General features: G+C 73.9%; 7 protein-coding genes. 5 read left to right on the top strand and 2 right to left on the bottom strand.

What is annotated here, in order from left to right; genetic code table 11:
• The first annotated feature begins 6 nt into the window (after nt 1–6).
• The 5 genes from ACIBBD_RS37740 (at nt 7) to ACIBBD_RS37720 (ending at nt 10111) form a co-directional block, all read left to right on the top strand.
• Nucleotides 7–1323 carry an aspartate aminotransferase family protein gene (locus tag ACIBBD_RS37740; protein WP_399424389.1) on the top strand — a complete coding sequence of 439 codons (1317 nt, stop codon included), beginning with the start codon at nt 7–9 and terminating at the stop codon, nt 1321–1323.
• The gene (locus tag ACIBBD_RS37735; protein ID WP_399424387.1) at nt 1320–2759 is read left to right on the top strand and encodes a class I adenylate-forming enzyme family protein; all 1440 of its coding nucleotides are present in this window, start codon (nt 1320–1322) and stop codon (nt 2757–2759) included. The genes ACIBBD_RS37740 and ACIBBD_RS37735 overlap by 4 nt, the downstream gene beginning before the upstream one ends.
• Before the next feature lie 12 nt (nt 2760–2771).
• Nucleotides 2772–3833, top strand: a complete 1062-nt coding sequence (locus tag ACIBBD_RS37730; protein ID WP_399424385.1) for a ketoacyl-ACP synthase III family protein — start codon at nt 2772–2774, stop codon at nt 3831–3833.
• Nucleotides 3830–9214 carry a type I polyketide synthase gene (locus tag ACIBBD_RS37725; protein ID WP_399424383.1) on the top strand — a complete coding sequence of 1795 codons (5385 nt, stop codon included), beginning with the start codon at nt 3830–3832 and terminating at the stop codon, nt 9212–9214. Before ACIBBD_RS37730 ends, ACIBBD_RS37725 begins: the two co-directional genes overlap by 4 nt.
• Nucleotides 9215–9340: 126 nt before the next feature.
• Nucleotides 9341–10111, top strand: a complete 771-nt coding sequence (locus ACIBBD_RS37720; RefSeq protein ID WP_399424381.1) for an alpha/beta fold hydrolase — start codon at nt 9341–9343, stop codon at nt 10109–10111.
• A gap of 7 nt (nt 10112–10118) precedes the next feature.
• On the opposite strand, the gene ACIBBD_RS37715 is transcribed toward ACIBBD_RS37720, so the two are convergent.
• On the bottom strand, nt 10119–11084 hold the full coding sequence (locus ACIBBD_RS37715) for a Gfo/Idh/MocA family protein (RefSeq protein ID WP_399424379.1): 966 nt from the start codon (nt 11082–11084) through the stop codon (nt 10119–10121).
• A gap of 4 nt (nt 11085–11088) precedes the next feature.
• Nucleotides 11089–12825, bottom strand: coding sequence for a B12-binding domain-containing radical SAM protein (locus ACIBBD_RS37710; RefSeq protein WP_399424377.1), 1737 nt, complete (start codon nt 12823–12825; stop codon nt 11089–11091).
• Nucleotides 12826–12846: the final 21 nt, after the last annotated feature.

The following is a 12846-nucleotide window of genomic DNA, read 5'->3' as shown; positions in this document are numbered from 1 at the left end:
GGTGCCATGGACGCCGAACGTCGGACGAATGCTGATTGTCTGGAGGACATCAAAGAGGTCATCGCCGGTGGTGTCAGCAGCAGCATGCGTGCGGCGGCCGTGCCCGTGCCACTGGTCGTGCGGCGTGCCGAAGGCTGCCTGATCCGCGATGTCGAGGACGGCGAGATCGTGGACTTCAACATGGGCTACGGTCCGAATCTCTTCGGTTACGCCGACCGCGACGTGGCCGACGCCGTGGCCGACCAGTTCACCAAGGGCCATATGACCGGCCTGCCGCACGAATTGGACGCCGAGGCCGGATCCCTGGTGGCCGAACTGGTGCCGGGCGTGGAGCAGGTCAGGTTCGCCAACTCCGGCACGGAGGCGGTCGCCTCCGCGCTGCGGCTGGCGCGCGCCACCACGGGCCGCTCCCTGGTGGTCACCTTCGAAGGCCACTACCACGGCTGGAGCGAGACCGTCCTGCGCGCGGGCAAGACCACGCTCCAGATACAGGGCACCCGGCCGACGGACGTCGTCGCGGGCGCGCCCGGAATGATCCCCGAGGCCCTCGCCCACACCGCGCAGCTGCCGTGGAACGACGCCGAGGCGGTCGAGGAGCTCTTCGCGCGGGACGGTGACCGGATCGCGGCCGTCATCCTGGAGCCGGTTCTGGCCAACGCCGGGGTGATCGCCCCGGTACCCGGCTTCCTCCAGCTGCTGCGCGACCTGACCGCCCGCAGCGGCGCGATGCTGATCTTCGACGAGGTGATCACCGGTTTCCGGGTCGCCCGAGGAGGGGCGCAGGAGCTGTACGGCGTCGAGCCCGACCTCACGGTCCTGTCCAAGGTCATGGGCGGGGGGTTCCCGGTCGCCGCCTTCGGCGGGCGGAAGGCCGCGATGCGGATGCTCGCCACGAACGAGGCGCACCACGCCGGCGTCTACGCCGGGAACCACGCGGCCCTGCGCGCGGTCGTCACCGTACTGACCAAGATCCGCGCGCTGTCCGGCCTCTACGAGGAGCTCGAGGCCATCGGCGCCGGCGCGGAGGACGCCGTGCGCGAGGTCTTCGCCGCGGAGAAGCGGCCCGTGCACATCAACCGGGTCGGCACCCTGATGTGCGTGGCCCTGCTCAGGAAACCGCTGGAGAAGGGCGAGACCCTGCGCGACCTCGCCGAGGCCGTCGACTTCTCCCGGCACCGCCGCTTCCAGACCCTCGCCCAGCGGGAGGGCGTCTACTTCCACCCGAACGCGCTGGAGCCGTGGTTCCTGAGCACCGCGCACACCGGGGACGTCCTCGACAAGGCGGCGGGGGCGCTGCGGCGCGCGCTGACCGGTCTCGGATGACCGCCGCGCGTGCGGAGCTGCTCTCCCTGCTGCGCGCCCAGGGCGCCCGTGCCGGGGACGCGCCGCTGATCAGCGACGACTCCGGGACCACCAGCGCGGCGCAGTTGGCCGAGCGCGTCGACGCCAGGGCCCGTGCCCTGCGGGAGGCCGGCGTCGGGCCGGGCACCCTGGTGGGAACCGTCGCCTGGCCCGCGGCCGAGTTCGTCGGCGACGTGTTCGCCATCATCTCCACCGGCGCGGTCGCGGTGCCGCTCTCGCGCCGGCTGACGCCGTGGGAGCTCCAGCGGATCCAGGAACGCTGTCCGCTCGACTTCCTCTCGGCCCCGAGCTCGTCGCCGGCCTTCCCGGTCACGGCCGCGGACTGGGGGGGAAGGATCCTGAGCGTCGGCCGGGAAGGAGCCCGCCGGCCCGCCTTCGAGGAGGCGGCGACGGCGCAGATCACGTCGGGCACCACCGGCTACCCCCGGGTCGCGCTGCGCTCCGCCGCCGCTCTGCTGGCCGAGGCGGAGCACTACCGTACGGCTCTGGGGCTGGGGCCGAAGAGCCGGTTGCTCTGCCCCGTACCCCTCCAGCACGCGTACGGCTTCGGCCTGTGCGCCGTCGCCGCGACCCTGGCGGGCGCGCCCGTCCGCTGTACGACGCCGGACAAGCCGCGCCTGCTGCTGCGCGAACTCGCCGCCGGGGACGTGACGTTGTTCGTCGGCGTGCCCCCCATGCTGCGGCTGCTCGCCAAGGCCGCCCGCACCCGCCCGCACGACGGCCCCGCGATCGGTTTCCTCTCCGCCGGCATGGCGCTGGACGCGCACACCGCCGAACTGGTCGCGACCCGGCTCGGCGGGCACGTCGGCCAGGTATACGGCACCACGGAGACCGGGCCGATCTGTGTGAGCCGCCCGGCCCCGTGGCAGCCCGGCGTCTTCGGGCCCGGCGCCCCCCTGCCCGGTGTGCGGGTCGAACTCTCCCCGGTCCCGGGGGCCGGGGACGGTGCCGGCGACGCCGTGACGGGGCTGGTGACCGTCAGGTCGCCGTCGATGATGCTCGGGTACGCCGAGGGCGGGGCAGTCGACGCGACCCCGCTGCGGGACGGGTTCACCACCGGTGACCTGGCCCGCTGGGAAGGACGGGACCTCGTCCTCGCGGGGCGCCTGTCCACCAGCATCAACGTCGCGGGCGCCAAGGTCAGCCCCGAGGAGATCGAAGCCGTCCTGCTCGCCTTCCCGGATGTCGCCACCTGTCTGGTGTCCGGTGTGGACGATCCCGTGCTGGGACAGCGGATCAGCGCGACGGTGACGCCCGACACGGTCGACCTCGACAAGCTGGAGCGCTTCTGCCGGGAGCGGTTGTCGCCCTCCTGGGTCCCCCACGCCTTCGCCTCCAGGGCGGAACTGCCGACCACCGAGACCGGGAAGGTCATCAGGCCCCGGACCGGTCAGTGAGGACATGTGAGAGTGAGAACAGAGAACATCTTCCTGGCAGGGACCGGGGCGTTCATTCCGCCCAGGGTGAGCGTGGAGGAGGCGGTCCGGCGCGGCGCGTACGACCGGGAGCGGATGGAGTCCTGCGGGTGGCGGAACATCGCCGTGGCCGACGGCACCTCCGCGCCGGACATGGCGGTGGCGGCCGTCCGGCAGGCGGTGGACCGCTCGGGCCTCGGCCCTGAGGACATCGACATCCTCGTCCACTCCTGTGCGTACCACCAGGGCCCCGACGGCTGGTCGGCACCGCACTACATCCTGCGCTCCACCCTCGGCTCCCCCGTCCCGGCGCTGACGGTGGAGCAGGGGTGCAACGCGTTCCTCGCCGCCCTGGAGATGGCCACCCAGTACCTGCTGTGCGCGCCGTCCCGCACCGGCGCCGTGGTGAGCAGCGCGGACAACTTCGGCGCTCCCTCGGTCGACCGGTGGTACGCCCACCGTGACGCGGTGCTCGCCGACGCGGCCACGGCGGTCGTCCTGTCGAAGCGGTCCGGCTGGGCCGCGCTGCGCTCCGTGGAGTCGGTGTCGCTGCCCCAGTTCGAGATCCTCAACCGCGGGCACGAGCCGATCTTCCCTCCGGCGGTCACCACCGGGCGCGCACTCGACATGAACGAGCACCTGGAGGCGATGGTCGAGGAGTTGGGCCCGAAGGCGTCCGAGATCGGCCAGGAGTACGGCGCGAGCGGCGCCAAGCTGGTCGAGCAGGTGACGGGCGAGGCGGGGATCACCGTCGCGGACCTGTCGAAGGTGCTCCATCTCGGCGCGGCCACCACGGACTTCCTGGACAGCCATCTGCGGCCGATGGGCCTGGACGCGTCACTGGGCGCGGTCGACTTCTTCCGCGACGTCGGCCACGCGGGCGCCGCCGACGTCGGGTTGCAGCTCAACCACCTCGTCGAGGACGGACAGGTGAACGCCGGTGACCACCTCCTGCTGCTGAGCGCCGGGCCCGGACTCATGATCACCGCGGCCGTGGTCACAGTGCTGGAACCTCCCGCCTGGCGCGCCACGGGCGCTGAGGGGAGCCCGGTGTGACGAGCCCGCTGCCCCCGCGGGGGCAAGCCGACGGGCCCGGGGAGCCCATCGCGGTCGTCGGGCTGAGCTGCCGGTTCCCCGGTGACGCCGACTCCCCCGACGCCTTCTGGGACCTCCTCGTCCAGGGCCGGGACGGCATCGGCGACGGAGCGGAGCGCTGGGCTCCGTACGCGGACACCGGGCACGAGCACGCGGCCGTCGTACGGGAGACCCCGACCCGTGGCGGCTTCCTCGCCGACATCGCCGGTTTCGACGCGGAGTTCTTCGGTATCGCGCCGCGCGAGGCCGAACTGATGGACCCCCAGCAGCGGCTGCTGCTGGAACTGGCGTGGGAGGCCCTGGAACACGCGGGGATCCCGCCCCTCGGCCTGGGCGGGACCGACTGCGGAGTCTTCGTGGGCGTCGGCTCGGACGACTACGGGCGCCGACTGCTGGAGGACCTCGCCCGTATCGAGCCCTGGACCGGCATCGGCGCGGCCCTGTGCGCCACCGCCAACCGCATCTCCCACAGCCTCGACCTGCGCGGCCCCAGCCTCGCCGTGGACACCGCGTGCTCCGCCTCCCTGGTCGGAGTCCACCTGGCGCGACGGAGCCTGCTCTCCGGGGAGTCCGACGTGGCGCTGGCCGCGGGCGTGAACCTCATGGTCGCGCCCGGCCTCTCGGTCACCCTGGCCCGCGCGGGCGCCACCTCGCCGGACGGCCACAGCAAACCGTTCGACGCCTCGGCGGACGGCTACGGCCGGGGCGAGGGGGCGGGCGTCCTCGTCCTGAAGCGCCTCTCGGACGCCGAGCGGGCGGGGGACCGGATCCTGGCGGTGATCCGCGGCAGCGGGGTGAGCCAGGACGGCCGGACCGCCGGCATCATGGCGCCCAACGGCGAGGCGCAGGCGGACCTGCTGCGCCGGACGTACGCGCAGTGCGGCATCGCCCCGGAGACCGTCGACTACGTCGAGGCCCACGGCACCGGAACCGTCGCGGGCGACCCGCTGGAGGCCGGTGCGCTCGCCGCGGTCTTCGGCGCGGGCCGGCCGGCGGACAGCCCGTGCCTCATCGGCTCGGTGAAGGGCAACATCGGGCACCTGGAGGCCGGCTCGGGGATCGCCGGGATGATCAAGACGATCCTCGCGCTCGTCCATGAGGAGATCCCGCCCAGCGTGCACTTCTCCACCCCCAACCCGCGCATTCCCTGGGCGGAGTCACGGCTGCGGGTGACGGAGGAGCGCACCCCGTGGCGCCGTGGGGAGCGTCCCCGCCGAGCGGGTGTCTCCAGCTTCGGCTACGGCGGCACCATCGCCCACGTCGTCCTGGAGGAGGCACCGGCGGCCTCGCAGGACGCACCGACGGTCCTGGAGGAGGCACCGGCGGTCCCCGAGGACACGCGGACGGTCCTGGAGGGCGCACCGCCGGCCGCGCAGGAGGTGCCCGCACGGCACGAGCCGTCCGCCGCGTCCGAGGCCGTCCCGGCACCGCCCCGCCTGTTCCCGCTCTCCGGCCGGTCCGGTGCGGCCGTCCGGGAGGACGCCGCCCGGCTCGCCGACTGGCTGGACGGGCCGGGCGCGGGCGTTCCGCTCGCCTCCCTCGCGCAGCACCTGGGAACCCGGCGCAGCCACCTGGACCGCCGGGTCGCCGTCGTCGCCGCCGACCGCGCGGAGCTGGAGGGCAGGCTGCGCCGCTTCGCCGCCGGTGACTCGGCGCCCGGCCTCGCCGAGGGCACGGTGACCGACGAGGGCCTGGACAAGGTGGTGTGGGTCTTCTCCGGGACCGGCGCCCAGTGGCCGGGCATGGGCCGCGAACTGCTGGCCACGGACACCGTCTTCGCCGAGGTGATCGACAGGATCGGGCCGGTCTTCGCCGAGGAGTTCGGCACGACGGCCCGGGATCTGATCGAGGACGGCGACGTCAGCCGCGTGGACGTGGCCCAGACGATGATCTACGCGGTGCAGATGGGCCTGGTCGCCGTCTGGCGGTCGCTCGGGGTCCGGCCCGCGGCCGTCATCGGCCACTCCATGGGGGAGATCGCGGCCGCCGCGACGGCGGGGATCCTGTCGCTGGAGGACGGCGCCCGGCTGGTGTGCCGGCGCAGTGTCCTGCTGCGGCGGGTGGCCGGCGCGGGCGGCATGCTGATGATCGGTCTGCCCGCCGACGAGGCCGCGGCACGGCTCGGCGGCACCGACGGCGTGGTGCCGGCGGTCCTCGCCTCGCCCACCACGACCGTGGTGGCCGGCGCGGTCGCGGAGATCGACGCCCTCGCCCGGGAGCTCGCCGCGGACCCGTCCCTGCTGGTGCGCCGCGTCGACAGTGACGTGGCCTTCCACAGCCCGCAGATGGAGCCCCTGATGAAGGAGCTCGCCGAGGCCGCGGCCGACCTCACCGTGCACGCCCCCCGCATCCCCGTCTACAGCACCGCGCTGGCCGACCCGCGCGACGCGGCCGTCCGCGACGGCGCCTACTGGGCGACCAATCTGCGCAGCCCGGTACGGCTGTCCGGCGCCGTGGCCGCGGCGGCCGAGGACGGGTTCCGGACGTTCCTGGAGGTGTCGGCCCATCCGGTGGTCCGGCACTCCGTGCAGGAGACGCTGGACACGGTCGGGGCCGACCGGCACTGTCTCGCCGCCTCCCTGCGCCGTGACGCCGGGGAGCGGGAACACCTGCTGCTGAACGCGGGGCTGCTGTACTGCCACGGCGTCTCCCTCGACTGGCCCTCCGCCCCGGGCACGCGGCCCCTGTCGCTGCCGGTCCGCAGCTGGCGGCGCCAGCGGTACTGGCGCGACCTGCCGGTCCACCGGGCCGACCGGGGACGGCACGACCCGGCGAGCCGCACCCTGCTGGGGCCGCGTACCACGCTGGCCGGGACCACGCCGCTGGACCTCTGGCGCACCCGCGTCGACCTGGAGTCCCGGCCGTATCCGGGCAGCCACACCATCCACGGCGTGGAGATCGTCCCGGCGGCCGTCGTCCTCCAGACCTTCCTGGACGCGGCCCGGGGGAGCCGGGCGGCGGGCGGTCTCTCCGACGTGTCGTTCGAGCTGCCGCTGACCCTGTCCACGGCCCAGGACGTCGACGTGATCGCGCAGGACGGCGTGATCCGCCTGCTGTCCCGGGCCGCCGACCCGAAGGAGCCGGGTCCCGGCGATCCGGGCGCGGACGGGCCGGACGGGGACGAGCGGTCGTCGCTGACCCACGCGGTGGCGTCCGTGTCCGGCGACGCCTCGCCGCCACCCCTTCCGCCGGCCGCGGCCGGACCGGGGACGGCGCTCCCCCCCGACCGGATCGCCACCGGCCTCGCCTCGGTCGGCGTGCCGAGCATGGCCTTCCCCTGGCGCGTGGACCGTCTGGAGCGGGTCCCGGACGGGCTGCGCGCGGACGTCGTCGCGGCCGACGAGCCGGCGTCCGCCCCGGCGACATGGGCCCCGCTGTTCGACGCCGCGCTGTCCATGGCGGCCGTCGCCTTTCCCGGGCCCGCCGCGCTGCGGGTGGTGGCCGGCGTCGGCCGCGTGTGGACCACGGGCGAGCCCCCGTCCCGCGCCCGCCTCGAGGCGTACGTCGACGGCAGGGGCTCGGTGGGTGTGCGGATCGCGGCGGAGGACGGACGGGCCGTGGCCGTGCTGGCCGGGGTCCGGTACGCGGGCGGCGAGGTCGAGGCGCGTTCGGCCCCGCCCGGGGAACTGCTGTTCCGGACGGACTGGAAGCCCCTCCCCCTCGACGGCTCCGGCGCCCCCCGCCCGCACCGGTCCCTGGTGCTGGTCGGCGCGGACGGGGAGCTGGCGGCGGCACTGCGCGCCACGGCCGACGAGCGCGGGATCCCGTGCCTGGCGGCGGAGGATCCGGACGGTCTCGACGGCCTGCGCGGGCAGGTTCCCGGTCCCGTGGACGTGCTCCTGCTGCCCCTGACGGACCGTCCGGCCGGGGAGACCGAGGCCGCGGACCGTGCCGTGCGCGAGGCGTGGCAGCTCGCGTCGGCGGCGCGGCGGCTGGGCACGTGGCCGCCCGGTACGGCGCGGCTCTGGTCACTGACCCGCGGTGTCCGCGAGGCGGACCGGCTGGAGGCGGTGGCTCAGGCGGCCCGGTGGGGTCTCGGCCGGGTCGTCGGGGGCGAGCACCCCGGACTGTGGGGCGGCACGGTCGATCTCGGCCCGCGGCCCACCAGGGACGACCTGGTCGCCGCGCTGCGCGTGGTCGCCGCGAACCCGGGCGAGGACGTCGTCGCCGTCCGTGAGGGCGGGGCCTGGGCGAACCGGCTGGTCCGCTCCGTGGGCCCGGGTGCGGACCGCGCCCCGCTGCGGTGCCGGCAGGACGGCACGTATCTCGTCACGGGCGGCCTGGGCAGCCTGGGCGGCGAGATCGCCCGGTGGCTGGTGGAGCGGGGCGCACGCCGCCTCGTGCTGGCCGGACGCGGTGCCCTGCCGCCCCGTTCGGAGTGGGACGCCGTCACCGACGAGGTGCAGGCGCGCCGCGTCGCGACCGTCCGCAGGCTCGAGGCCCTCGGGGCGACCGTACGGGTGCTGTCCCTGGACCTGTCCGACACCGAGGCGGCGGCCGCCGCCCTGACCCCGGACGCGCTGGGCATGCCCCCGGTCCGTGGGGTGGTGCACGCGGCCGGCGTGCTGCAGGACCAGCTGGTCGACCGGCTCGACGCCGACGCCCTGGCGGCGGTGATGCGGCCGAAGGCCGGCGGTGCCCTGACCCTGCACCGGCTGTTCCCGCCGGGGACCCTGGACTTCCTGGTCCACTTCTCGTCGTGCGGACAGTACCTGGGCCTCACCGGCCAGGCCGCCTACGCGTCGGCCAACGCCTTCCTCGACGCCATGGCCGGGTACGACCACACCCTCGGTGCCGTCGGCAGCATGAGCCTGGCGTGGACGTCCTGGCGGGGCATGGGCATGGCGGCCAACGCGGCGGTGGACGCCGAGCTCCAGGCGCACGGTGTCGGCGACATCACGGCACCCGAGGCCCTCGCCGCCTGGGACCTCGCCGGCCGGACCGGCGCCGCCTCCCTCGCGGTGCTGCGCACCGTGCCGCTCCCGGACGGGGTCCGCCGTACGGGTCTGCTGCGCGACCTCGCCGACGAGGACCCGGCGGGGCCGGCGCGGGAGGGGACGGCGGCCGGGGCCCGGCCGTCCGAGGAGTTGTCGGAGGAGGCGCTGCGGGCTCTGCTGCACGAGCAGACGGTCTCCGTCATCGTCAGCGAGATGAAGCTGGACCCGGCCGAACTCGACCCCGACCGGTCGCTGTTGAAGACGGGCCTGGACTCCGTGATGGCGATCGTCATCCGCCGCCGCCTGGAACGGCTGCTGGAGCGCAAGCTGCCGGCCAACCTGGTCTGGCACCAGCAGACGGTCACGGCCATCGTGGACTACCTCGTGACCAGTTCACGCTCCTGAAGGACGGAAGGACGGATCGGTCGGCCGGGCGGACGCCCCGGCCGACCGGCCGAAATCCGCGCACCGCCGGCCGGGCCCCGCTCCTGGCCTCTGTCTGTCACGGCCCCCGGCGGATAGCATCGCGGGGTGCTGCGTGACGTGGATCAGACGCCGGGCCGGGGTGGGGCGAGCGAGGCAGCGTTGACGCTGAGCTGCCGGGTCACCGGTGATCCGGCGGGGAGACCGGCGGTTCTGCTCCACGCGCTGGGGAACACCGGACGGAACTGGGACCGGCTCGTCTCCGCGCTGCTGCCCCGGGGACGCCGGTTGTTCGTACCGGACCTTCGCGGACACGGGCGCAGCCCCCGGGCGGACGCGTACACCTTCGAGCTGATGTACCGGGACGTGCTGTCCCTGCTGGACCGGCACCGCCTGGACGAGGTGGACCTGGTGGGCCACTCCATGGGGGGTCATGTGGCCTGGCTCATCGCCCAGCGCCATCCCTCACGGGTCCGCAGGCTGGTGATCGAGGACACGCCTCCGCCGCCACGGGACGCGGCGGCGGAGGCGGAGCTGCGGGCGCGGTCGGGGCCGGCCGACGGACAGGCGCACGTCATCTCGCTGTATCAGGAGTTCCGCGAGCTGCGCCGGTCGGGAGAGCTGGACAGCGCCGCGGTACGCCCCGTCATCGACGACCTCCGGAAAGCGGACCCCGTGTGGTGGCGGCGGCTCGCCGACGTCACCGCCGAGACGCTGGTGATCAGCGGCGGACTGTCCAGTCCGGTCCCCCGCTCCCTGCTGGCCGAGGTCGCCGAGACGGTGCCCCGGGGACGGCTGCTGGCCATCGACGCGGGCCACTACGTGCATCGCACCGAACCGGAGCGTTTCTGCGCCGAAGTGGCCCGCTTCCTTGGATGACCCTCCGTCACCTGCCCTGCGGCAGGGGCGCCGCCGCGACGCCGGCGCGCCGGTAGGCCGACTCCACGACGAGCTGGACCTCCAGGGCCTCCTGGGCGGTCACCTTCGGATGCGGGGCGGGAGCGCCCGTCACCAGATCGAAATAGGCCGAGATCGCGGCGAGTTCGGGTCCCTGTCCGGCCGATTCGACCGTGCCGTCCGCCCGGCGCAGTTCGTTGCGGCGCAGGTCCAGGACGTGATCGCCGTCCGCGGTGGTGACGGTGACCGAGGTCTCCAGTCTGCGCGCGGCCCGGTCGATGCGCAGCGTCGCCGGCACGCCCTGGAACGACAGGTCCAGCCGGACCCGCTCCTCCACGCCCGGCGCGTCCACCTCGCACGCCTCCACGTCCGGCGGTCCGAAGACCGTCATGAGCAGGTCGAGGGCGTGCGGCCCGAGGTCCAGGAGCGCGCCGCCGCCGGCCCGTCGTGCGTCGCCGTACCAGGGCGTGCAGGCCCGCCACACCCTGTTGCCGGGGGTGGCGAAGGAGAAGTCGACGCGCTGCGCGCCGGGCCGTGCCGCGTCGGCGAACGCCTCCAGCAGCGGATGGAAACGGAAGGGCATGTTCACCCCCAGCAGCTTCTCGGCCGCCGGATGGGCCGCCATCCGCCGCGCCTCCTCCACCGTGGCGGCGAGGGGCTTCTCGCACAGCACCGCGATGCCGGCGTCCAGCGCCGCCAGCACCGGCTCGGCGTGGGCGTCGTTGGGCGTACAGACACTGATCAGGTCCGGCCGCGTCTCGTGGATGAGGCGGTCGACGGAGGTACCGGTCCACACCTGCGGGCGGTCCGCCGTCAGCGACCGGGCCCGTTCGACGTCGGCGTCGACCAGACCCACCAGTTCCATGGTGTCCCGGTCGTCGGCGCACGGCAGGTGGTAGCGCTGGAAGACCCTGCCGCAGCCCACGGCCGCGAACCGGATTCGCTCGCGGGTCATCGCCTCAGCCCCTCACCTGGGCGAGGGCGTGCTCGCCGCACGCCTTCGCCGTCTCGACGACGAAGTCCGGGAAGGTGTGGCCGAGGTGTTCGCGGTCGTACGCGGTGATCATGGCGCGCAGTTCGGTCTCCAGCCGGTCGGCGAGTCCGGGCGGGTTCTCGTCCGCGAGCAGCAGCCCCGCGTTGAGGAAGGCGATCAGCAGCCCGGCGAGCCCCTGGTCCCAGCGGCGCAGCCGGCCCAGCAGGGGGCGCAGGGATTCCGCGCCGGTGCCGCGTCGGGCCCGGACGGCGTCCGCGATGCTCTGCGCGAGGAACGGGACCTCGTTCTCCTTGCGGTCGTTGATCTCCGAGGAGACCCGGCTCCAGGCCGTCCAAAGGTGTTCCACCCGCTCGTCCTCGACACGGTAGTCGCGGCGGGCGTGCCGCAGCACCTCCCAGGCGGCGCCCTCCACTCCGGGGATGTCGGGCTCCTCGTACCGCGTGGCCTTGTCGTAGATCTCGGTTCCGCGCAGTGCGATGGCCCGGTTGATCAGGAAGAACGGGTTCTCGCTCTCGTGCACCCGGGCGGCCACGATGAACTTCAGGTTCTCCCAGAGCTCGTCGAGGGTCGTGCCCGGCTCGATCATGATCCAGCCGGGTTCGAGCTCGATGCCCTCCTGCTTGAACAGGCGGGCGGCGTCGAAGTTGTACTCGACGGTGGTCCCCTTGCGGAACCGCTTCATCATGCCGGGCGACCCGGTCTCCATGCCGAGGAGTGCCAGGTCCATGCCGGCCCTGCGCAGGGTGCGCAGGGCCTCCCGGTCGATGAGGCCGGTGTCGACGCGGAACTCGCAGTGGAAGGTGATCTTCAGGTCGCGGCGGAGGATCTCCTCGGCGAAGCCGACGGCGTGGTGGTAGCCGTCCTGGAAGGCGCCGCCGAAGTTGTCGTCGTTGAACCACAGGAACCGGGTGCCGAACTCCCGTTGCAGGTACTCGATCTCGTCGACCGCGTCCTCCACCGGCCGCACCCGCCAGGGTCCGTCCACCACTCCGGGCTGCCGCGGCGCGTAGCAGAAGGTGCACTTGGCGTGGCACCCGCGGCTGGTGTACGTGGACGCGCGCGGTGTGGGGATGCCGTTCTTGCGGTGGTGCACGAGCAGGTCGCGGGCCGGCCAGGGCTCGTGGGCGAGGTCGGGGAGTTTGGGCGGGCCGCTGCTGCGGACCCGGCCCTCCTGCCAGAACCACAGGCCGGGCACACCGCGCCAGTCACGCCCCGCCGCCAGGCACTCCATCAGGCCTTCGACCGTCAGCTCACCCTCACCGAAGGCCACACAGTCCGCCTCCGGGATCCGCTCGGCGATGAGCTTGGCGTTGTACGTGCAGAACGCCCCGCCGATCGCCACGAACACCGACGGATCGGCCTCCCGGACACAGCGCAGCAACCGCACCGCGTCGACGATGTGCAGGTCGTACATGATGCTGATCCCGACGAACTTCGGCCGCTCACGCCGGATCAGGTCGATGATGGCCTCGTCGCTGGGGTTGCGCCCGTGCAGGTTCAGCGCCCGCACCGAATAGCCGCACGACCTCAGGTGACCGGCGATGCAGGCCACCCCCAGGTTCTCCCGGACCCGCTTGTAGAACAGCCGCATCGCAGGGTCCAGGGACAGGTACTCCTCGTCGTTGATCAGGACGTTCTGGTTGTTCAGGCTCGCGGCGCCGGTGGGGATCTCCCGGGGGGTCAGCAGGACCACATCCGCCATGACCGGTCTCCTCTCTCGTCT

This window comes from Streptomyces sp. NPDC051315, from assembly GCF_044455165.1.
In the GTDB taxonomy this organism is placed as follows: Bacteria; Actinomycetota; Actinomycetes; order Streptomycetales; family Streptomycetaceae; genus Streptomyces.
The sequence above is the reverse complement of the archived record's forward strand: the minus strand, read 5'-3'. Positions and strand labels throughout refer to the sequence as shown.